At 31.1% G+C, this 24290-nt stretch carries 19 protein-coding genes; 1 reads left to right on the top strand and 18 read right to left on the bottom strand.

All coding sequences use genetic code 11. The features are described 5' to 3' along the window. Positions 1-23: 23 nt before the first annotated feature. The 14 genes from J2Z39_RS02420 to murB all read right to left on the bottom strand — a co-directional run bounded on the left by J2Z39_RS02420 (position 24) and on the right by murB (position 18114). On the bottom strand, positions 24-788 hold the full coding sequence (locus J2Z39_RS02420) for an MBL fold metallo-hydrolase (RefSeq protein WP_117520903.1): 765 nt from the start codon (positions 786-788) through the stop codon (positions 24-26). A gap of 221 nt (positions 789-1009) precedes the next feature. Further along, positions 1010-2527 carry an ApeA N-terminal domain 1-containing protein gene (locus tag J2Z39_RS02415; protein ID WP_117520901.1) on the bottom strand — a complete coding sequence of 506 codons (1518 nt, stop codon included), beginning with the start codon at positions 2525-2527 and terminating at the stop codon, positions 1010-1012. A gap of 209 nt (positions 2528-2736) precedes the next feature. Continuing rightward, a complete protein-coding gene (locus J2Z39_RS02410; protein WP_209813606.1) occupies positions 2737-3120 on the bottom strand; it encodes a hypothetical protein in 384 nt (127 codons plus the stop codon). A 141-nt stretch (positions 3121-3261) separates the two neighbouring features. Then, positions 3262-3882 (bottom strand): DNA alkylation repair protein, encoded by a 621-nt coding sequence (locus J2Z39_RS02405; RefSeq protein WP_209813604.1) that lies wholly within the window; start codon positions 3880-3882, stop codon positions 3262-3264. Positions 3883-4594: 712 nt separating this feature from the next. Further along, positions 4595-5704 (bottom strand): hypothetical protein, encoded by a 1110-nt coding sequence (locus tag J2Z39_RS02400; RefSeq protein WP_117520897.1) that lies wholly within the window; start codon positions 5702-5704, stop codon positions 4595-4597. After that, positions 5704-7167 (bottom strand): hypothetical protein, encoded by a 1464-nt coding sequence (locus tag J2Z39_RS02395; protein WP_117520895.1) that lies wholly within the window; start codon positions 7165-7167, stop codon positions 5704-5706. The genes J2Z39_RS02400 and J2Z39_RS02395 overlap by 1 nt, the downstream gene beginning before the upstream one ends. An 85-nt stretch (positions 7168-7252) precedes the next feature. Continuing rightward, a complete protein-coding gene (rlmD, locus tag J2Z39_RS02390) occupies positions 7253-8500 on the bottom strand; it encodes a 23S rRNA (uracil(1939)-C(5))-methyltransferase RlmD (protein ID WP_209813602.1) in 1248 nt (415 codons plus the stop codon). Further along, a complete protein-coding gene (pyk, locus tag J2Z39_RS02385) occupies positions 8500-10278 on the bottom strand; it encodes a pyruvate kinase (protein WP_117520869.1) in 1779 nt (592 codons plus the stop codon). Before pyk ends, rlmD begins: the two co-directional genes overlap by 1 nt. A gap of 12 nt (positions 10279-10290) precedes the next feature. After that, positions 10291-11250: a 6-phosphofructokinase gene (pfkA, locus tag J2Z39_RS02380; RefSeq protein WP_117520867.1), complete on the bottom strand. Its 960-nt coding sequence runs from the start codon at positions 11248-11250 to the stop codon at positions 10291-10293. 8 nt (positions 11251-11258) lie between these two features. After that, on the bottom strand, positions 11259-14708 hold the full coding sequence (locus tag J2Z39_RS02375; protein ID WP_209813600.1) for a DNA polymerase III subunit alpha: 3450 nt from the start codon (positions 14706-14708) through the stop codon (positions 11259-11261). A gap of 25 nt (positions 14709-14733) precedes the next feature. After that, positions 14734-15636 carry a DNA-binding protein WhiA gene (whiA, locus tag J2Z39_RS02370; protein ID WP_209813599.1) on the bottom strand — a complete coding sequence of 301 codons (903 nt, stop codon included), beginning with the start codon at positions 15634-15636 and terminating at the stop codon, positions 14734-14736. 9 nt (positions 15637-15645) lie between these two features. Continuing rightward, on the bottom strand, positions 15646-16362 hold the full coding sequence (locus J2Z39_RS02365; protein ID WP_117520861.1) for a tyrosine-protein phosphatase: 717 nt from the start codon (positions 16360-16362) through the stop codon (positions 15646-15648). Position 16363: 1 nt separating this feature from the next. Beyond that, positions 16364-17212 carry an RNase adapter RapZ gene (rapZ, locus tag J2Z39_RS02360; RefSeq protein WP_117520859.1) on the bottom strand — a complete coding sequence of 283 codons (849 nt, stop codon included), beginning with the start codon at positions 17210-17212 and terminating at the stop codon, positions 16364-16366. Beyond that, positions 17212-18114 carry a UDP-N-acetylmuramate dehydrogenase gene (murB, locus tag J2Z39_RS02355; RefSeq protein WP_117520857.1) on the bottom strand — a complete coding sequence of 301 codons (903 nt, stop codon included), beginning with the start codon at positions 18112-18114 and terminating at the stop codon, positions 17212-17214. The genes rapZ and murB overlap by 1 nt, the downstream gene beginning before the upstream one ends. A gap of 156 nt (positions 18115-18270) precedes the next feature. Between murB and rpmB the strand changes: the two genes are divergently transcribed. Further along, the gene (rpmB, locus tag J2Z39_RS02350) at positions 18271-18459 is read left to right on the top strand and encodes a 50S ribosomal protein L28 (protein WP_117520855.1); all 189 of its coding nucleotides are present in this window, start codon (positions 18271-18273) and stop codon (positions 18457-18459) included. 75 nt (positions 18460-18534) lie between these two features. On the opposite strand, the gene J2Z39_RS02345 is transcribed toward rpmB, so the two are convergent. From J2Z39_RS02345 to pknB, 4 genes are all read right to left on the bottom strand, one after another. Beyond that, entirely contained in the window at positions 18535-20664 is a 2130-nt protein-coding gene (locus J2Z39_RS02345; RefSeq protein ID WP_117520853.1) for a catalase, read from the bottom strand. Positions 20665-20729: 65 nt separating this feature from the next. Further along, positions 20730-21395 carry a ribulose-phosphate 3-epimerase gene (rpe, locus tag J2Z39_RS02340; RefSeq protein ID WP_209813597.1) on the bottom strand — a complete coding sequence of 222 codons (666 nt, stop codon included), beginning with the start codon at positions 21393-21395 and terminating at the stop codon, positions 20730-20732. After that, the gene (gene rsgA / locus J2Z39_RS02335; RefSeq protein ID WP_209813595.1) at positions 21389-22258 is read right to left on the bottom strand and encodes a ribosome small subunit-dependent GTPase A; all 870 of its coding nucleotides are present in this window, start codon (positions 22256-22258) and stop codon (positions 21389-21391) included. Before rsgA ends, rpe begins: the two co-directional genes overlap by 7 nt. Next, entirely contained in the window at positions 22255-24282 is a 2028-nt protein-coding gene (gene pknB / locus J2Z39_RS02330; protein ID WP_209813593.1) for a Stk1 family PASTA domain-containing Ser/Thr kinase, read from the bottom strand. Before pknB ends, rsgA begins: the two co-directional genes overlap by 4 nt. Positions 24283-24290 lie beyond the last annotated feature (8 nt).

Below are 24290 nucleotides of genomic sequence, written 5' to 3'. Positions count from 1 at the left end.
ATATATCTAATATAATTTAAAGATCAAATCCAAATTTGATAGTTACCAAAATCGAAGATTCCTTTCCCTTGTTTCAAATCTCCTCTTGATTCTAATAATCTAAAGCCATTCTCTATCTCATTAATTAGCGAGACAGTAATATTTAAATCATGATGACCAGGCAAAACTCTTTTAATATCATATTTTTGTATCTTTCTTATTGATTTATAAAATAATTTAGGATCAGTTGTAGGATAAAAAGCGTATAGACATCCTTTATAAATTAAATCTCCACAATATAAATATTTCCTTTCATGTTCATAAAAACAACAATGACCAGGAGAATGTCCCGGTGTATGTATAACCTCAATAGTTCTACCGCCTAAATCAAATGTATAGCCATCTTGGAAAACTATTTGTGGCTTTACTTGGAAAATCTTATAGTCATCTATATTAAAATCGCAAGGAAAATTGTGTGCTTTTTCTGTTAATTGCTTTTTTACAACTTCTAATGGAAGAGGAAATTTTTTTGAAAGCCATTTTTTTTCTTCTTTGTGAACTCCAATACAATCAAAATATCTATGGCCGCCGATGTGATCCCAGTGAATATGTGTAGTAAAAACTGTAAGTGGTAAATCTGTTAATTCATCTACAACTTCTTTAATATTTGAAACACCGAGTCCTGTGTCTATTAAGAGTGCCTTATTCTCTCCACATAATAAGTAGCAATGAGTCTCTTCCCAGTGTTTGTATTCACTTAATGCAAATGTTTGAGAATCTATCTTTTCTATTGTAAACCGGGTATCCATAACTGCTCCTAATTAACTCTTCAGCTCATCATATTTTTGTTAAATTATTAAAGTAATCATAATTATCTTAATATGATTAATATTGATAAGGTCCCATAAACTATATATATATAATTATAAAAAGAAACACTTATAATTAAAATTTAAATTTTGTTTATACATTTATCCTTATGATTTGCCTTATACTAATCTTTATTAAATGAATAGTTTTCCTCCTACTATTAATGTATTTTTCTTCTAAGGAATGGATAATTTAATAATATATCATCTGTTATTCCTAATTGATGGATAACATGATAATAAATTATATATTCTAAAACAGTATTAGCATTATTTAGTTCTTTAAAAGCTTTTAGACGTGATTTATTCTTATTATTTCCCGGTCCATGCGTGTTGTAATTTCTTGTATCTTTCAACCTATTAGCAAAGTTTTTTTCGAAATTCGTATCATTTTTCCAATTTTGATCTATTAAATAAAAAATATTTTTTAACTGTTCAGGTATATTCTCCAAAATAACAGTTAGTTTTTCTCTGAAAGTAGGATAATTTTTTTTATCATTACCTAGTCTCCTAGTTATTTCTTCTTTAATAGAAATTTCTATGTTATTTTTATCTAGATAATCTTTAATTTCTAAAATAGTATTGTCTAAATTTGAATCATCACAATTTTGTGTTTCTCTTGCACTGTTAAAAAAGTTATCGTAAAGCCTTTCCATCATCTCTGTTTGGTTTACGAGAATACTTTCTATATCTAAGGTAGAAATATAATTTTGAGTATATAAATCAATTACTGGTTTTAGTTTTTCTTTATATTTAAACCAATTACAAATTATAGTTTCTAAATCTTCTTTTATATAACTCAACCTCAATGAATTATATTTGAATTCTTGCGCTTGCTCATCTAATTGACGAAATATAAACTGACCATAGTATATTGGATGCTTATAATCATAGTCTCCATTGTCTAAAGATTTAGATTGAAATTTATTATTTTCATCTTCTAGATAGAATTTGATGTATGAAAATCTTTTTTTAGATTGGGTTAAAAAATCAATCAGTTTCATAAACCATTGTGAAATTTCATAGAACTCTCTAACACTTTTTACTTCGTAATTATTAGATATAACTTCTATATAATAATCCATTTTAGCACTAGCACCTTTATTAAATTCATTAATCGCTCTAATATCTCTCTTTATTTTTATAGTAAATTTATTATCTAAAATATTAAAACTATTCTCATTGGAAAATTTATTAATATATTTTATAGAAAAAGAGTCTTTACTCATATCATCATTTAATATAGGATGGTCAATATTATACCAATCATTAAGATAAGAAAAGCTAAACTTAGCTCTAGTTGCATAAACTTCTTGATTTTTAAGTACTGAAACATCATTATTAGGTAATGAAATTATATATGCATAATTTGAAATATATTTCTCCACATTATATCCGTTAGAAATAATGGTTGGATTAATTAGGTAGCACTTTTCTAAGACTACGTACAGATTATTACTTAAGTACCCATATATTTTTTCAATATCATCAAAAAGGCTCAATGATACTCCAGTTAATCTACCATTTAAATCTAAAGTTATTTTTCCATTGTTTAATTCTAAATTACCCGATATAGCTTTATTGGATATAATCCCATCATCTGGAATTAACTCATTTAAAGAAATAGCCCACTTACCTTTTAATATATTTTTATTATCTAGCCTATAAGAATCTAACATCACAAAAATTCCTTCCAAGTTTTTAATAAATAGAGATATACTCTAATTCACTAGTGACATCAATACCACACTCTCCACATGTACCAAGACCACCCTGACGATAACGATACATTTGGAAGAGAGCCTCCACGCTCGTTGCACGATAGAAGTTAGCAAAAAAAAATGATGTTTTCGGGTAAATGTCAATGCCCGTTCAATGGGCATAGCCGCTACTTCTGCTGCTTCATCTCCATCATTGCATCAACGAACTGTTCCGGTAAGTCGGCATGAATATCGTGACTTGATTCATAACCGGATTTAAGCGTACTGTTTTTGATTAAAGTATGAACTTCTTCTGCATCTTTTTCGTCCATGGCAGATAGCAATATTCCTTTTTCATCATAATAGCTCGGCGCAGTTTCCTTTGAAGGCGCAACATGAAGAATGATCGTCGGGCATTCTATTTCGCTCAACATCTTTTTCTGGTCAACTCCATAAAACCAGGAAAAATCGTAAAAAGTCTCCCCAAATCTTAAATCATAGTTTCCTGTTCCGTCCTGCATATTACGCGTTAAGAATATCATTCCATTCAGACCGATTTCGGTTTGTTTCACTCACATTAGTTCGTTCAACTCACTTAAGTGAACAAAAAATTCCATGAACAGGAATTCCTATCCATAGAAAAGTATTTGGTTAATTATTATTTACCAACACTATTTGACATAGAGTCCAAAAAAAGTTTCTTTACTTACAATTTATAAGTCAATAAACTTACTTGCTAACTTGTACACTTGATTAATTTCTTTGCTTTGTAAGTTCCAGCTAATCAATTCATTCTTAATTAACTCAGGGAATTTTTTACTGATATCTCTTAAAGCATTTCCAACCGATTTTCTTACATATTCACTCGAATCTTCTTTTAAATTGACTAATCTTTCAATAGCTTCATTCGGATTTTCTTTAAAATATGGCCTGCTCGTCCATATTCTTAATCCCTCCGTAACTGCTCTCCTTGTATTAGGATTATTATTTTTTAACCATTCATCAATTACTGGAAGTGCTTTTTCATATCCTATTTTCTTGCAAAATTCATCAAATGCCTTTGCCAATACTTCCTGAACTCTCCAATTGTCATCTTTGGAAACTTCATCTCTCATAAATGTTAAAATTTCATCGTCATCTGATAGGTTACCTAATAGAAATACGCCGTACATTCTCACTTGATATACATTAGATTTATAAGCTAACAATGCTAATTTTTTAATGTATTGATTATCACTAGACTTATAATCTTCTATAGCTCTCTTTTCTTCCTCTTTGAATCCATGCTCTATCAAAGAAAATTCTTCTTCTAAACTAGATATATATTTATTCAATTTAACTCACCTCAACAACAAGCATTAATTATTGATATAATACCCTCATTAAAATACTATCAACCCTAAACAGATTCACTTGATCATTCCCACATCTTATCGCCCTATCAAGATCCATGATTGTAGCGATAACACCATCTATCTTTTCTGTAGATTTTTCTTTGTCCTCTTTTATTTTTCCAGCAGATCTGTTAGTAAGAAGATTTGTAACCTTTAATCCATGTTTTCCAGGATCATACTCTTTGAATTCTTCACAGGTTGCTTTTTTTATACCTCTATATTTTCGTAATCAATACTACACTCTCAACGTGGCTTGAGTGGTCAGTATAGATAACATTTCATATTTTTCAAAAGCCTCGTATGTGGGAATATATCCATAAATACTAGAAAATATTAAGGCCTTAAAGCAGCAATCGGTATTAAATACACACCATCCTCTCTTTTATAGGCAAAAGGGGCTTTTGCACACAAGACATCATAAATGATGGATTGGACATGTTATTTGTATCTATTTTGGATGCTAACTCTTTTAAGGTGACCCCACAAATTTGCCCCTAATAAATTTTGCTTAAAAAAACAATGTCAGGAACCACTTTATTTAGAAGGCTATTGAATAAGTCTATTTTCTTGCTATAGATAAAATAAAGAATTTAGGGGTATAGCATATGTGGCCCTATCAATAAAAATATATCGAATTATATATAATCTTTCCTTAATTCTGATATATAAATTCTAAAGCCTCAGAAACTATATTCATAAGATCAATATCAAGTTCTTTCTTTGATATACCCATTGATTTGAGCATCTCCTTATTTTTCTTTAAAGACTTCCACAAGAGTATTTTAGTTTCCTCATCTATTTCAATCTTATAAAGCAAATTCGCTAGTGAGATAATTAGGGCCTTATTATCATTACATAAGCTAGCTTTCATATTTATAGTCTTAGAATTTATGAAGGTATCAAAATCTACTTCAGTAAATTTTGGCTCTAAATTTATTATGGGATTTGTCAAAAGCTGGGTTGATGAATTCATCAAATTTACATAAGAACCAAGTGTGTATTTCTGTTTTTCAGTCATAATATTATAGTCTAAGCCAAAACTCTTGATAAGAGTAATTGCCTCATTTAATTTATTAGTCTCATCGATAATGCGATTTATACGCTCAATAATTTCTATAATTGCAAGCTCATATGACTTTACATCTCTATTACTTATGGCAATAAAAAGATTTTCCAAACGCTTTTTATCACCGCTATTCTTCCATAAAATTAAGCCACTGGCTACAAGAGAAATTGCAGCGATAGCCCATCCCACAGGACCAGCCATGCTAAGAAAAGCATTACCAGCTGCCATTCCTCCACCTCCAGAAACTAAGACTCCTCCTCCAAGCCAAGCAAGGGCTGCGTTTGTAGCTGCGGCCCCACTTAGGGTGGAAATAGCAGTTCCTGTTGATGCAAGTCCAAATGTGGTTGCAATTCCCATAGCAGCTGTTGGCCCCATTGTTACGACTGCGATTCCAAGACCTGCACCAGCTGCACCACCACCTAAATTCCTTTTGGCTACTTTGTTATAGTCTGTTTCTATTTTTTCTGCTTTGTCTTTCCAGTCAGATCTGACTTTTTTCCAGTTTTCGTATTGTGCCATCTTTTCACTTGGAACATTTTTGATTTTATCAAATAAATCCCCGATTGCTGTCAGTGATTCATATAAGTCTCCAGTATGTTTCCCGAGATCATCAATCTTTATGTTGGTAATATTTATTGCAGCTTCTACTTTATATTGCGCTTGCTTAAGTTTGCTTTTTTTAAAAAGATTTACCATTATCTGCCTCCTTTAAAATAAGAATCAATGTCAGCTTTACTTCGTAATATCTGATCCTTTGGAACATTTCTTTTCTCAGCTAAAAGCACTGATTTTTCAAAAGCATTAATATACATTTCACTTTCTATTAATTCCTCTGTGAATATAAGGAGGTATCTATCATCATAAACTTCTGCAAGTATTTTTAAGCCTTCGACATAGTCAATCATAGTTATTCTTTCCTGCCTTAAAATTACTTCTTCTTTTTTGAATGATTTTCGTTTTACTTCTCGACTTATCTCACCATACAATGAAATACTAAATCTTCCTATACCTACAATATTTAATCGTAAAAAGAAATCAGCTACATTAAAACTTCCGCCTCCAGAAATAAATCCATGTGCTACGGCATCTCCTACATCTATCAAACAAAAAGTCCCATGAGCTACAGTGAGCATCCTCTTTACACTTGCGTTTGAAAAAGGCTGGGAAAATTCCCACATATGTTTAAATGACCTGTCATCTTTTGGAGTTTGCATAAAAAATATAAACAAACGTCTAACAGAATATATCAACCTCACTAATAACTCATTAACAAATACAGGAATTGCCTTAGTTGCTTCAAACCTTAGATCATATCCATTACTATATATTTGAAGCGCCAATTCATTTAGTGATTTATCAAAATCTAAAGTATTAATATTTAATTTTCTTTTCATAGCAATAATATCGTTAGTCCAAGTCCAAAATGGCGATGGTATTCCCATGCCTCGTCCCCTACTTGCTGATGAACCTGACATATCTGAAATCAAATGACCAAACCAATTTACAAATCCACAGAATAGTTTACTAGAAAAATTATTCCCTCTAAGCTCAAAATTATTATCAGCTTCCTGCAGAGAAATCAATTCCCCAGAAGATATGAAGTGAGAAGTATTTGCAAACTGATCAAAAATTGAAAAAAATAATCCTAATAAGCTCAGATTGTGAGCCATAGATTTAAAATGATGGTTTCTTGGATTTAGATCAAAGACAAATCCGGCTGCATCACCAGCACCTGTTTGATCGTATGGAATCTTAAATTTTTTCTCTAGATGTTTAATTGCTGACGTAAGAGAATCATTGCTCTTGTAATCCCATCCACAAAGCTTCGCAAAATCCATAATACGATTTTCAAACCACTTATCTGAAATATCCACAAGCTGCGAATCACCAGGCTTTTCTACTAGAAAAATATCCATCATTCCACATAAGGCACCACTAGAAGAAGCAAGGATATAATCTGTTTTATCGCAATTTGGAGTAAGTTTTTTCAGTGTATTTTCATTCTCGCTAAGCTTTACAGTAATTGCATCCAACTCATATTCGGAAATCTCCATAGCTTTTTGTATATCATAAGCAAAGTCAAATCCTTCTTCGCTTATTCCAAGATCCAATAACATAACTGAACCGCTGTTTTTATCTGTTTTACTAAATATATCCATCTATTCTCTCCATATTTTTTTATATAAGACTAAACTTTTTTGGCCTATAATAAATCTTAAAAATATATAATATATATAAATCAAATTATTTTCTAAGACATGAAATTACCTCCACATGCATAGTCTGAGGAAACATATCTACTGCTTTTATTTTTTTAAGCTCATATCCCCTATCCATAAACCTTTTTATATCACGTGCCAGAGTTTGCGGGTTACAGGAGATGTAGACTATTTTGTCTATGCCTGAATTTGCTATTGTTTTTACTACCTCTTTATCTAGTCCTGCTCTTGGTGGGTCTACTGTTACTGCGTCGATTTTATTTTCTTTTATAAATTTGCTATCGATGAATTTTGCATTTTTTGCTATGAATTTATAATCTTTGAGATTATTTCTTTTGGCATTTTCTTTGGCATCTTTGATAGCGTTTTTATTAATTTCTATACCTACTATATGATCATCGTTGATTGACATGGAGCTTGTTGCTGATCCACAGTACAGGTCCAAGAGTTTTTGCTCATTTCCTAAAAATTCTCTTGCTAGTGTATATAAGTTTTCTATTTGGTAATCATTTACTTGGTAAAAGTCGTTGGCACTTATTTTAAATGATTTATTATTTATCTTATAGTCTAGGTAGCCATTTCCACTAATAACAATTAGTTGTCTAGCGTTTAAGAGATTTATGGAATATTTATGTTCGTTATATTTTTCTTTAATAAAGTTAATTGACTCAGCATTAAAATTTCCATGAATATTTAATAAAATATCATCTTCGCTTGATCTAATAGTAACTTCATCTATAGGTCCATCAAATTCATTATTTATAGACCTTGTTATATCTTGGATTTCTTTTAGATTTTTAGATAAAAGCTCATTTGCTATCAAGCAATCATCTATTTTTACCTTTTTTTTAGAATATGCTTCTAGATAATTTAGTCCACCATCTTCATCTACTTGTAAGCGTACTTTATTTCTATATCTTAGTTCTGGACTTTCTATTATTTCTAAATCTTCTATGTCTAATCCAACAGATTTTTTTAGGGCATTTTTTATTAAATTCTTTTTTAACTTTATTTGTGTTTGGTAATTGATGTCCATTATAGAACAACCTCCACATTCATAAAAATATGGACATGGAGGTTTTCTTTGATAATCACTTTTTATCTTAGTATTTAGTTTTTTAGCCTCTAAGAAGTTTTTCTTTTCTGCTATAATTTCGGCATCTAGAGTTTCTCCATAAACTGCATTCTCGACAAAGACAATTTTTCCTTCTGTACGAGCTACTCCTCTGCCATCTTGTAGGACATCAATTATCTTAATGTTTTTTAAAATCATTAGATAACTTTTGCTTCTCCTTTATAGATTACTCCACCTATTGGATCTACAGTAATAGTATCTCCATCTTTTACAAGATTTCTGATATTGAATGCTCCAACTACTGCTGGCAAGCTAAAATGAACTGCTGCTATTGCTGTATGGCTTGTTAGGCCACCTTCTTCTGTTACTATAGCACTTGCCTTTTGGATATATTCTGTAATATCCGCATCGGTAAATTTAGCAACTATGATATCTCCATCATTAAATTTCTCTTCTAATTCTTTTTTAGTTGATGCAAGACAAACTTTACCAGAAACAGACTTAGTTCCTATTCCTGTACCTGATGTTATGATATCACCTATTGTATGAACTTTGATAAGATTTGAAGTACCTGATATACCAAGTGGAATACCTGCTGTTACAACTGTTATATCACCTTCCGCTACAAATCCTTCATTGATAGCACCAAATATAGCACGTTCAATAAGTTCATCTGTTTCTTGAGCTTCTTGGATAACTATTGGATACACACCCCAAACTACAGAAAGTTGACGAGCTACTCTATCTGTTGTAGTTGCTGCAACTGTATTTGTTTGTGGTTTAAATTTAGAAATGATTCTTGATGTATTACCACTTGAAGTACAAGAGATGATTGCTTTTGCATCTAATTCTTTTGCAATATCACAAGTATTTCTAGCAATAGCATTTGTTGTAGTATTTGATGCAGAAATATCTGTTTCATAGATGTTTTCTATAAAGTCATCTGATAGTTCAGTTGTAATACAAATATTTCTCATTGTTTTTACAGCTTCCACTGGATATTTACCACCTGCTGTTTCACCAGAAAGCATTACACAGTCTGTACCATCTATGATAGCATTGGCAACGTCTGTGGTCTCAGCTCTTGTTGGTCTTGGATTTCTTATCATAGAATCAAGCATTTGTGTTGCTGTTATTACTGGTTTAGCAGCAAGATTTGCCTTTCTAATCATTTCTTTTTGGACTATTGGTATAAGTTCTGTTCTGATTTCTACACCAAGGTCTCCACGAGCTACCATGATACCATCAGATGCTTCTATAATTTCTTCAAGATTATCTACACCTTCTTGTGATTCTATTTTAGAAATAATTTTTATATGCTCTCCACCATTATCTTCTAAGATACGTCTAATTTCATAAACATCTTCTTTTTTACGAACAAATGATGCAGCTATTAAATCAATGTCATTTTCAATACCAAATTTGATATCTTCAATGTCTTTTGGTGTTATAGCTGGTAGATTTGTCTTAGATCCTGGTAAATTTACACCCTTATGATTTGAAAGTACTCCGTTATTTAGTACTCTACAAATGACGTCTGTACCATCTTTAATTTCAGTTACTTCTAATTGCACAAGACCATCGTCTATATAAATATTTGATCCTACTTCTACATCATCTGGTAAACCTTCATATGATACAGATACTATGTCTTGAGTACCTTCTACATCACGAGTTGTAAGAGTAAATACGTCATCTGGTTTTAGATATACTTCATCTACATTAAAGTTGCCTGTTCTTATTTCTGGACCTTTAGTATCAAGCATTATAGCTATTGGTTTATTTAATTTTCTTCTAACTTTTCTAATATTTTTAATTTTTGCTAAGTGTTCTTCATGACTACCATGAGAAAAGTTAAGCCTTGCTACATTCATACCATTTTCTATTAGCTGCTCTAGAATCTCTGATGATTCAGAAGATGGTCCAATGGTACAAACTATTTTAGTCTTTTTTAAAATTTCTGGTGTTTTATTCATTATTAACTCCTTTTATTTAGATAAGTTATTAGCTAATTCATATAAATTTTCATCGAATTGTGATTTTTTGCCGACTGCTTGATCTATGTCTACTTCTATCAGTTTACCGTCTACATACCCTATAGCAAGACCTGTTTTTTCCTCAAGAAGCAACTCAACTGCACGAGATCCCATGGTAGAACCTAAAAGTCTATCAACGGATGAAGGTGCACCTCCTCTTTGAACATGACCTAATATTGTAACCTTAGTTTCTATCCCAGTTCTTTCTTCAAGTTCACGGGCTATGGAATATGGGTCTCCTACACCTTCAGCAAGTGTAATTAAGTGATGAAGCTTTCCTCTCTTTCTTCCATGCTCCATTTTTTCTACTATATCATCTATAGAAAATTCATGTTCTGGAACAATAATAGATTCCGCTCCTCCTGCAAGACCCGAGTATAAACCAAGGTCTCCACAATTTCTACCCATAACTTCTATTACAACAGCACGTCCATGAGAACTAGATGTATCGCGAAGTTTGCCTATGGCATCTATAACCGTTTCAATTGCTGTGAAAAATCCAATAGTATAGTCCGTATACCCCATATCATTATCAATAGTACCTGGTATACCTATAGTCTTTATTCCTAAATCTGATAAGGCCTTAGCTCCTTTAAAAGATCCATCTCCACCAATTACTATAAGTCCTTCTATACCATAATCTGAAAGAATTTGTGCTCCTCTTTCTTGGCCCTCCTTATTTTTAAAATCAGTACTTCTTGCAGTTCCTAAGATAGTACCTCCCTTATGTATTATATCTGCAACCGATGATACATTCATTTCATATATATCACCTTTCATAAGGCCATCATATCCATTTCTGATACCCTTTATTCTCATACCATTATTAAGAGCTGTTCTAACAGCAGCTCTTATGGCTGAGTTCATACCTGGGGCATCACCACCGCTTGTTAAAATGCCTATAGTATTCATATAAACTCCTAACTGAACTTAACATTTCCTTTTCCTAAAAAGTTTTCTAATATATTTATCGATTCGTCATTTATATTAAACCGTAATTTTTCATCTAATTTTACTGACTTATTTTTATCTTCAAAATATATTACAACAGGAGTATCCCCTGTATTTTTTGCTAAAACCCTTCTTAATTCATTATACCTATTATAAGAAGTTTTGATATATAAAGTTTTAAGATTTAAATTTTCTATATCTATAAATTCCTGAGCTAATAACTTTATATCTTCATCGTCCACTTGTAATTTACCCTTAACTAGGACTACATTATCATCTTCTATTAAATTTCTATATTTTTTATAGATTTCTGGGAAAATAACAAGTTCAATTGAACCATGAAGGTCTTCTATATTTGCAAATGCCATAAGGCTTCTTTTTTTGGTCATTATTTCAGATTTACCTGTAATAATACCTGCCATAGTAACAAATTTATTATCTAGACTTTGTATTTGATCATCCATAAGTTCATCTTTATAATTTGTCTTAAAATTTACTAAATCCTTTAACTTATCACTTGATTCGCTTAAAGGATGATCTGATATATAAAATCCTAACACATCTTTTTCTAAAGATAACTTTACTTTTTTAGGATACTCATTTATATCTGGTAAGTTTATATCTTCGTTTGCTTCATTATTACTAGTCATATCAAGTAAATTCATCTGACCTTTTACATTTACTTTTTGTCCTTCGTGAACATTAGTCATAGCCTTCTCATAAACAGCCATTAGTCTTGATCTTTTATATCCCATACTATCAAAGGCCCCAGCTTTAATCAAAGACTCCAGTCCCTTTTTATTTAAAGCTCTACTATCATATTCCTCAACTCTTTCTAGAAAGTCTTTAAAATTTTTAAATTTACCGTTTGCTTTACGGCTTGCTTCAATAGCAGATATAAAGTTTGTACCAAGATTTTTAATACCAGAAAGTCCAAATATAATTTTTCCATCTTTAGCAAAAAACTTTTTATATGATAGGTTAACATCTGGTGCGATTACATCTATGTCCATACTCTTTGCTTCATTCACGTATAAATAAAGCTTGGATGCACTATCCATAACAGAAGATATGAGGTTTGCCATATATTCTTCTGGATAATAATACTTAAGATAAGCTGTTTGCACTGCTACAAGAGAGTAAGCAGCTGAATGGGACTTATTAAATGCGTATTTAGCAAAAGAAATCATCTCATCATAAATTTTATTGGCAACACCTTCGCTTACACCATTTCTAACACATCCTGGAATAATTACATCTTTATTTTCATCAATTTTTCCATTGACAAAAACTTCTCTATTAGCCTCCATAACATCCATTTTTTTCTTACTCATAGCTCTCCTTAGGTTATCAGCTTCACCTAATGAAAACCCTCCTAATTGCTGAACTATTTGCATAACTTGCTCTTGGTATACTATTATTCCATAAGTAACTCCTAGAATTGGTTTGAGTTTTTTATCTAAATACCAAACATCTTCTGGATGATTTTTATTATGAATATAGGTTGGAATTTCATCCATAGGACCTGGTCTAAATAAGGAATTGGCAGCAACTAAATCATCAAAAACTGTAGGTTTTAGATTCTTAAGGAAATTTCTCATTCCTGCTGACTCAAATTGAAAAAGACCTATAGTTTTAGCTTTATTGAACTGATTTATTATATTTGGATCATTTTCGTCTATATTATCAATGTCAATATCTACTCCATGATTTGTTTTAACATCTTTTATTGTATCTTTGATAACTGTAAGATTTCGAAGGCCTAAAAAATCCATCTTTAATAGACCTAACTCCTCTATCTCAGTCATATTAAATTGAGTTACAATCTGATCATTGGATATCGACAAAGGAACTATATCTGTAAGGACTTGCTTACTAATTACGACACCTGCAGCATGAATTGACGTATGGCGAGGTAGAGCTTCAAGTTTTTTTGCTGTATCAATTAATCTTTTACTTTCTGCATCTTTATCATAAGCTTCCTTAAATTTAGGAGATTCTTCCAAAGCTCGATCCAATGTCATATTTATAACAGCCGGAATAAGCTTTGCAATTTTGTCTACTTTAGCATATGAAATATCTAAAACGCGCCCCACATCTCTAATAGCATTTCTAGCTTGCATCCTACCAAAGGTAACTATTTGGGATACATGGTCTCTACCGTAAAGTTCATTTACATATTCTACAACTTCATCACGCCTTACATAATCAAAGTCTATATCTATATCAGGCATTGACACTCTTTCGGGGTTGAGGAATCTTTCAAAGATAAGGTTATACTTTAAAGGATCAATCTGAGTTATATCAAGTGCATAAGAAACTAGAGACCCTGCAGCAGAACCACGCCCAGGCCCTACTGCTATGTCATTATCTTTTGCAAATCTCACAAAGTCCCATACTATTAAAAAATAATCTACATAGCCCATGCTATTAATAACATTAATCTCTCTAGTTGCTCTTTTCCTAATATCTTCACTTACTTTTTCATATTTTTGAGAAAGCCCTTCGTCAACTAATTGAGTTAAATATTCAAGATTAGATAATCCATCCGGTAATTTTGAAAAATATGGTAAATGTGGGTGATGAAATTCCATTTCTACATTGCACATTTGAGCAATTTTATTAGTATTTTCTAATGCTTCTTTGTAGTCTTTAAATATTGCATACATCTCATCTGATGACTTTAGATAAAACTCATCACATGGCATCTTCATTCTATCTTCATCTTTTACCAAAGCACCTGTTTGTATACATAATAAAACATCTTGATAGTAACTATCTTCCTTATTTATATAATGGACATCATTAGTTGCTACTAGATCAATATCTAAATCTTCATGCATTTTTGCCAAAACTTCATTGACTTTTTCTTGTTTATTAAGTCCGTGGTTTTGTAATTCTAAATAATAATTTCCTTTCCCAAATATTTCTTTATACTTATTTGCAGTTTCATATGCCTTTCCTATATCACCCTCAAGTATCCTCTGGCTTACTTCTCCGCTTAAGCAAGCACTTAAAGCTATCAAATCCTCACTATATTTTTTTATAAAATCTAAATCTACTCTTGGCTTATAGTAATATCCATTTACATAAGCTTCTGAAACTATTTTTAGAAGATTCTTATATCCATTATTATTTTTTGCAAGGAGGATTAAGTGGTAGTAACGCTTATTAGTAGGATCTTTTATAAGATGATCTTTATCAGATATGTAAACTTCACAACCAATAATTGGTTTAATACCACGTTCTTTTGCTTTTTTATAAAATTCTATAACACCATACATCTGACCATGATCTGTTATAGCAAGGCTATCCATACCATAACTTTGGGCTTTATCTAAAATATCATCGATTCTAGAAAATCCATCCAAAAGTGAATATTCAGTATGAACATGTAAATGGGTAAATTTATTTTCCATAATTGCTCCTCATAAAAGCTATCTATCATAAGTCTTCTGCTATTTTTATAAACTTTTGTAAGCGATAATTAACTTTAGACTTGCTCATAGGTGGATTGACCATAGCACCTAATTCCTCAATTGATGCATAAGGATTATCAATCCTTAAATTGGCAATCTCTTTCATATCATCTGATAAACTATCAAAGTATCCTTCTGATATTAGTAAATTTATTGCATCAACTTGTTTAACAGACGCATGGACAGTCCTATCTATATTTGCCTTATCAAAATTTGTCTGTCTATTTATATTATTTCTTATAGACTTCATAGCCCTAACATTTTCTAGCTCAAACAAAGATTTATTTGCTTCAATTATCGCTAAAAAGTCTGATATCTTATCACTATCTTTAAGATAAACAACATAAGAATCTTTCTTATTATTTACTTTTGGATTCAGTTCAAATATATCCATACATTCACTCAACAAATGGCATTGATTAATATCTTGTACTGATATTTCTAGATTATACCCTCTTTGAGGGTCATTAATTGACCCTTTAAAGACAAATGCAGTTTTTAAATATGATTTTATGTCGTCAAAAGCAACATCATCTAAATCCACATCATTACTTATAAAAAATCCATAACTTTTTTCGATAATATCTTCTGATATATTGCTTTGTTCTATAATAACTGTAAAAAGTCTATCTTTTTCTTCATTTTCTATATCTTTTATTTCAAAAGTTGAAGAATAGTTGTAGCACTCTTTTATTAAGTTATATATATACCTAGCTTCAGTATTAGAATAAGTTTTAAATATTATCTTATAACTACTATTTGATATTCTAATTGAACCGATAAAAAATACTACGGACAATAATTCGGCCATAGCATTGATTGATTGTTTCTTTAATACTTCTTTTTTACATCTTTTCGAAAAAGACATAAGATCACCTTAACTTAATAATTTATCTCTTACCTTATCTATAATTTCTTGCTCAACTTTTGCATATAGCAAGTATTCATCAAAACTCTTATACTTACGTTCTATATATTCATAAGCTTCTTTCATGTAATAAGGATTTGTTATCCTAAATACTGAATAAGGCTCATTCTCATCATATCTTTCTATGTACCCAAGATAGGCTGAGGAAATTTCATAATCAGCTATTATATCTGCTCTACCAACATTAGCTATACCCATCAATATCATCGATACAATTCCTGTTCTATCCTTACCTTCTTGACAGTGAAAGAGTGTAATACCGTTAGTATTAGCAAATACATCCATTATTTGTCTAATTTTAGGGAAGTTGTCAATCAAGTTTCTATATGTAGCTCCTACTGAGACCTCTCTATCCATAATCTGTCTGATTTGTTCTTTAGTAAATTCTTCATTCGGAGCTAGGGAAATATGATTGAAGTTAAAATTTTCTTTTATATTTTTATGACTTTCACTATCAAAAGGGATTTCTCCTTCACGTCTTAAGTCAATTACAGACTCAACTCCATAATCCTTTAAAATTTTAATTTCCTCTAAACTAATATCATCAAGAGTAGCTGTCCTTAAGAACTTGTTCCATTTGATGACCTTGCCATCCATTGTTGGTACTCCACCAAGTTCTCTGGCGTTTTTAACATTTTCTAAAGGTAGTCTTTTGTAATACTGCATTTCACCATTTATCCTTATCTCTGTGTTTTTTGATTATTATATAATCATCATTCTTCATTCTTTCATACATGCGCTCAGCCATGTAAACCGAACGGTGCTTACCACCAGTACAACCAAAGGCTATAGTTATAGTATTTTTACCTTGATTTATAAATTCTGGAATCAAGTTATTTATAAAATCATAAATATCATTTTCTACCTTATTTATAATTTCAAACTGATCCAGATAATTCTTAAGCTTAATATTAGTTCCATTTAAATCTTTTAGCTCATCTATGTAAAATGGATTAGGTAAAAATCTCATATCAAAAACGAAATCAAAGTCTTCACTCATTCCATTCTTGTAACCAAAAGATAAGATATTTACTATCATCTTGTCTTTTTTATACGATGAGTCTTCTATAACTTTCCTTAGTTCTTTTGCTGTATAATTACTAGTATCTATAAATCTATCTGAAACTTTCATAATAGACTTTAAATACTCTCTTTCCTTAATAATCCCATCTGAAACATTACCAAATTCACCTAAAGGATGAGGTCGCCTTAGTTCGTTATATCTTTTTAAAATTTCTCTATCATTACAATATAAATAAATTATTTCAGTATCTGGATTCTTCTCTTTTAAATTTAATAATGATTTATTAATATCATTATCTAAGGTGTGAGATCTAAAGTCTATTACTACTGCCATTTTTTCTATAGGGCTTTCCTGCATCTTATTAAGCTCAATAAATTTTTCTATCAAATATGCCGGAACATTATCCATCGCATAGTATCCCATATCTTCATATGTTCTAAGAGCTGTAGTTTTTCCAGAACCACTTAAACCAGTAATTATTTTAAGCTTCATTATAAATCTCCGATTAATTTAACCTCGCGTTCTAAAGTAAAGCCAGTTTTTTCTTTTACAATTCCTGCAACTTCTTCTATGAAATCAAGCATTTCACGACTTGTTGCATCACCAGTATTTATAATAAATCCACAGTGTTTCTCGCTAACTTGGCAATCTCCTACTCTGTAGCCACGTAAACCACATTCATCTATTAACTTAGAAGCATAGGATCCTTCTGGCCTTTTGAAGGTTGATCCTGCGGATTTTTTATCTAAAGGTTGCTTTGTTTCGCGTCTATTTGTATAGTCATCATATTTTTCTTCTGCTTTATTTTCAGTATCATAAAAAAGTTTAAAAGTTGCAGATGAAACTATGAGATCTTGTTCAAAAATCTTAGAATGCCTATAAGAAAAATTCATTTCATCATTTGTAAAGTTATATTCATTTCCTGATAAATCAAAAGCCTTTACGTTTATACATATATCCTTGATTTCTCTATTGTAAGCACCCGCATTCATAGCAACTGCTCCACCAACAGATCCTGGTATGCCTGAAACTTCTTCCATTCCTGTTAGTTTATTTTCTATAGCATATAAAGCTGCCTTATTTAGCTTAGTTCCAGCAAGAACTGTAAGCTCTGTATCCTCTAAGCTTATACAGTCGTAATTATCAGCTAGTACGAGAACACATCCTCTTATTCCCTTATCTGTAATAAGTAGGTTGGATCCTCTGCCTATAACAGTTGTATGAATTTTATTTTCATTATTAAATATAAGTAAGTCCTGTAATTCTTTTTCATTATGAGGCTTTACCAGTACATCAGCTGGGCCACCTATGCCCCATGTTGTATAGTCTTTTAAAGGCTCACAAAATAGGATTTCTCCGAATTTTTTGCCCTCATATATAGATTTTAAGTCCATATTTCCTCCTAGATTTAAACAATTTAAATCAAAGTTTTCTATTAATCTATTATACCTTAATTTAATATCTTTGTTTTGTTTAAAAAAATTTGTAATTTAACCAATCTTTTGGTAAAATAATAAAGATTAATCGTAAAAAGCTAGGAGGTGTTTTATATGGCAAATTCATGTGATATTTGTGGTAAAGGGGTAAAATCAGGTAAATCAGTTACTTTCTCACACAAAGGTGTCAACAGAACTTTTAAACCAAACGTGCATAAAGTTAGGGCTATAGTAGATGGATCTCCAAAATCAATCAACGTATGTACTAAATGTTTAAAATCTGGAAGAGTACAAAAAGCATAATTAGATGCTTTTTTTATTTTGAATTCAAAATAAAAACCACTAGGTAGGATTTACCGCCCAGTGGTCTTTTTTTATCTAGTTAGAGCCATCTCTATCCCAGAATCTTTGTTTTGTTAAGTTTTCTATAAATTTATCAATATCTTTGCTATCTTTAGTAACCATTACTCCATCAGCCTTTTGTTGGTCATCTGATAGAATATCACTTGCATCACCTATTATCCAAAGAGGTTTGTAGTGCTTAAATGTTTCCTTTGCAAATTCACCAACATTTTTGCTAAATTCATGACTTGGTTTTTCTGGTACTACTATGATTAAAGCATCTTCTAATACTGGATGGATTGTCTCGTATCTATGAGTTACCATTACGCCATCCTTAGTATCTTGTAAATCCGCTTGTATTATTTCTGCTTTTGCTTTACTATTCTTTATTGATTTTACTAAAGACTTAAAGTCAAAATCATCGTCACTATCAGAATAAATTCCTACTTTTAAAGTATCTGGTTTAAAAATAGTATTTTCTTGTGAAAATTCTGGCATTTTTACTTCTAATGCTTCTTTACTTGCCTTAATACCTACTGGATCAAATCCTCTCTCAGCGTTTGGAGTATCCGCCCCAACATTTTTAGCAATTTCTGTTGCCATATCTTTATCTACATTTGCAAACATATCTACCACATTTTGTCTAATTTCTGGTCTTTTTACTTTTGAAAGCTCGAATGAAAATGCATTTTTGATATGTTCTTGCTCTACTTTACTTAATGATTTATAGAAAGATGTTGCTTGACTAAAATGATCTCTAAAGCTATCATCACGATCTTTTATAGCTCTTCCATCTATTTTTTCTTGGTAGTGTTCGTAGCCACCATTTTCTGGACTTTCATAGTATGGAGATTGATCATCAATTGCCGATTTATGATAGGATACTGGTCCTTTATTTATCATATGTTGATGCCATCCATCTCTTTGGTTATTATGAACTTCAGAAATTGGTCTATTTATTGGAATTTGTGCAAAGTTTGGACCACCAAGTCTTAATAATTGTGTATCTGTATATGAGAATAATCTACCTTGTAGTAATGGGTCATTTGAAAAATCAATTCCTGGTACAACATTTCCCGGATTAAAAGCAACTTGTTCTGTTTCTGCAAAGTAGTTATCAACATTTCTATTTAGTGTGATTTCACCGATTTTTACTTTTGGTATATCTTCTTCAGGCCATACTTTTGTTGGATCTAGGATATCAAATGGATAGTCAAATTCTTTTTCTTCTGGCAAAAGTTGAACACAAAAGTCCCATACTGGATAGTTTCCTTCGTCAATTGCATCGTATAAATCTTTCCTTTGGCTATCTGGATCATTGCCTGAAACTTTTAACGTTTCGTCCCAAACCCTAGAGTGCACTCCTAGTTGAGGATTCCATTGGAAACGAACAAATGTTCCTTTTCCTTCAGCATTTACAAATCTAAATGTGTGAACAGCAAATCCATCCATCATACGTAGACTAAGTGGTATAGCTCTATCACTCATAGCCCACATTACAGTATGTGCTGACTCTTGATTTTTTGAAACAAAGTCCCAAAATGTATCATGAGCTGATTGAGCCTGTGGTACTTCTGTATCTGGTTCTGGTTTTACAGCATGCACAAAATCAGGGAATTTTATAGCATCTTGAATAAAGAAAACTGGAATATTATTTCCTACTATATCGTAGTTTCCTTCATCAGTATAAAATTTTAAAGCAAATCCACGTACATCACGGGGAGTATCTGTTGAACCTCTAAATCCTGCTACTGTAGAAATTCTTGTAAATAGTGGAGTTTCTTTACCTTCTTGTGTAAATAATGAAGCTTTTGTATATTCACTCATATCTTTTGTACATTTAAATACACCATGAGCTCCTACACCACGAGCATGAACTATTCTTTCTGGAATCCTCTCATGGTCAAAGTGCATTATTTTTTCTCTTAAATGAAAATCCTCTAAAAGAGTTGGTCCACGTCTACCAGCCTTTAATGAAAATTCATCTTCAGCCATTTTTAGGCCTTTGTTTGTTGTAAAAGCTTTACCCTTGTTATCTACTTTATTGGTTTCTAGATCTTTTTGCTTTGCATTATCTTTTACTTGCTCTACTTTATCTATGTCTGGTGGAGTTAGGGGAGCCTTTTTAAAATCATATTTTTGATTCTTATCTTCTTTATTCGCCATTATTTTCTCCTTAATTTTCTAAACTTTACGTTTGTATATACATACCCATGTATTAAAAAAAGCCACTATGAAAGTGACTTTTTCTCAAATATTTTATAATATTTATCTATTTGATTTTTTATATCTTTTCCAAAAATATCAGATCCAGATACAATTAGATCAGCCCCTGCATCTATGGCTTTTTCCACATTTGTAGTCTTAATTCCACCATCTACTTCTATAAGGCAATCTAGATTATTTTTATCAATATACTCTCTTAAAATTTTTATCTTATCTAGAGAATCTTCCATGAAGCTTTGTCCGCCAAAGCCAGGCTCTACACTCATAACTAAGACTAAATCAATTTTGTCTAAATATGGTATTACAAGATTAATATCAGTGGCAGGTTTAAAGGTTAGACCAACTTCCATTCCAGAATCTTTAACGACACTAATAGTTTTATCTAGATCTTTGCACGCTTCATAGTGTATAGTTAATCTATCAACACCAGATTTTTTAAATTCTTCTACATACCTTATAGGTTCTTCAATCATAGCATGCGTATCAAAGTAATAATCATTCTTTTTTCTAATATCCTCTATAACTTTAAATCCAAAGGAAATGTTTGGTACAAATAATCCATCCATAACATCTATATGAAGATTCTTTAAATCAGTTCCTTTTGTCTTTTCAATATCAGCTTCCAAATTTGCAAAATTACAACTTAAAATTGAAGGAGCTAGTTCTACCATTTATTTTCTCGCCTTTCTTTAAGTTCTTTAAACAATAAAACATAATTATCATATCTACTTTTAGCAATGTCACCATTTTCAACTTTTTCTTTTACAGAACAATTTGGTTCATTGATATGGTTACAATTATTAAATCTACAATTGCTAATAGACATTTCTCTAAAACAATATTTTAGATTATTTTCATCTTCTATAAAATCAAAGTCAAAACTATCAAATCCTGGAGTATCAAATATATAAGTTTGTGGATTTATACTAAAAATTTCTGTATGACGGGTAGTATTTTTGCCCCTTTTTAATTTATCAGATATCTCACCTATTTCTAAATCTTTATCCACTAGATTATTTAAAAAAGTACTCTTTCCTACTCCTGAGGCTCCAGAAACTGCAGAAGTTTTTCCTTCTAGTATTTCCGTAATGTCTTTTTTGGGAAAATCATTATAGTTATCTAGACTTAATACTTTATAATCTAAATTTTCATAAATTTTAGTTAATTCTTTAATTTTATTATCTTTAGCTAGATCTTTTTTACTAAGAACAATTACTACGTCTATATTTTCATGCTCACACATTGCAAGGTATTTATCAAGATTATATAAATTAAGAGGTGGATCATTTATAGTTACAAAAATAAGCATTTGATCTATATTAGCTATATTAGGTCTCTTTATCTCATTTTTTCTTTCTAATATTTCTATAATATAAGCTTTGTCTTCTTCTTGTATTTCTATAAGAGCATTATCTCCAACCAAAGGTTTTATACCTCTTTTTCTAAAATTGCCACGAGCTTTACACATAAAAATATTTTCAGAAGTTTCTACATAATACAATTCTTTTTGAGATTTTATTATTTTTCCATTCATTGATTTACTTCATACACTCCGTAGGATTGATTATCTATTAATACTTCTAAATTCGTGCCAAGTCTTGCTTTTACATTTAATGTCAAGACTCCATCATGCAAATCACTACTATACATAGTTTGATTTATTATAGCTTGGTTCCTTTGTCCATTGACTATATCAAATACCATTACATTAAACTGATCGGCTGGATCTGTAATAGAAACATTTAGCACAACATTTCTAAAATCATTTGAGTTATCATCATTATTATTATTTTGGTCTTGGTCATTATCCTGATCTTGATTATTTTTATTTTCTTCTGATCCTAGGCTTACAGTAAAGTCAATTTTAGAATTTTTAGCCACTTCAGTTCCGCTAGAAATTGATTGATTCATTACTATACCTCTTGCTACATCATTACTATTGGCATAGTTAACATCTCTTAAACTAAGACCATATTGTGAAACAATAGCTCTTGCGTCTTGTTCTGACTTTCCTATTAAATTTGGAACTTCTACAGTTTTAACTCTCTGATCTGAGCCAGTACTTACAGTTACGTCTATTTCTGTACCAGTTTGTAGCTTAGTATTTGGGCTTGGATTTTGATTTATAATCAAGTCCTTTTCTACTTCATCACTTGAAGATGAATTAGTTCTACCAAGTTTAAGACCTTTTTCCTTAAGTGTTTCCTCTGCTTGTGATATTGTCATATTTTTCAAGTCAGGAACTTCTACCTCTCGTCCTTCACTTATTACAAGATTTACAGTACTTCCTCTGTTTGCTTTTGAATTTGGTGTTGGATCTTGGCTCATGACCTTCCCTTTTTCATACTCATCACTTTGTTCACTGCTTAAGATATTTGGCTTCAACCCACGTCTTTCCAGTTCATTAAAGGCTTGTTCCTGATCTAGGTTAATAACCGTTGGTACTTCAACAACTACTTGATTATTTGTTCTATTTCTAAAAAAGTAAATAGCTCCTAATAAAATAAGGGCAGCTATAAATAAAGGCCATATTTTTTTATCATTTTTTCTTTTATCACTATTTTCTTCTGACTCTGAGTTAGATACATAAACAGCTTCTTTTTCTTCTGGCTCTTCTTCTCCATCTTCTTCTGGTTGATTATCATAGTAAACTTTTTCATATGATTTTTCTTTAGGAACAACTATAGGTATCCTCGCTGTTTGAGCAATATCATCCGCTTCTTCTTCTACATAGTAATTCTCATCATCTAAAGCATCAATAAGTTCTATTGCATTTAAAAATCTTTCACTTGGATCCTTTGATAAAAGTTTCATTATTATATAATTTAGATGATCTGAAAGATTTGGATTTATTTCTTTTGGCTCAATTGCTTGATCTTGAATATGCATAACAGCAATTCCTACAGAATTATCTGCATCAAAAGGAACTTTTCCAGTTGCCATTTCATACATCACAGCGCCTAGAGAGTAAAGGTCAGATTTTTCATCTACAATTTTTCCCTTTGCTTGCTCTGGTGATATATAATGAACCGTCCCAAGTATTGAGCTTGTATAAGTTATAGTAGCATTCGATGAAACACGTGCTATACCAAAATCAGTTACCTTTAATAAACCATAGTTGTCAATTAGTATATTTTGTGGCTTGATGTCCCTATGGATTATACCTGCTTGGTGAGCTGTTTTTAAAGCTTGGGCAATCTGCGTAGAATAGTCTATTATATCGTGATTAGAAAGCTTTCCCTCGTCAATTATATAGTCTTTTAATGTCTTACCTTCTACATATTCCATTACTATATAATAAATCATCTGTCCATTATATAGATCTTGTCCAATATCAAAAACATTTACTATATTTATATGTGAAAGTTTAGCAGCAGACTGAGCCTCATTATTAAATTTTTTGAGAAATTCATCATCTTCCGCATATTGTTCTTTGAGTATTTTGATAGCTACAAATCTATCGAGGAGTTTATCTTTGGCCTTATAAACTTTAGCCATACCCCCTACACCGATTTGTTCGATAATCTCGTACCTATCGTCCAAAATTATATTTTCCATAATACCCT

Source organism: Anaerococcus nagyae (assembly GCF_017874535.1).
Lineage (GTDB): Bacteria > Bacillota > Clostridia > Tissierellales > Peptoniphilaceae > Anaerococcus > Anaerococcus nagyae.
The sequence above is the reverse complement of the archived record's forward strand: the minus strand, read 5'-3'. Positions and strand labels throughout refer to the sequence as shown.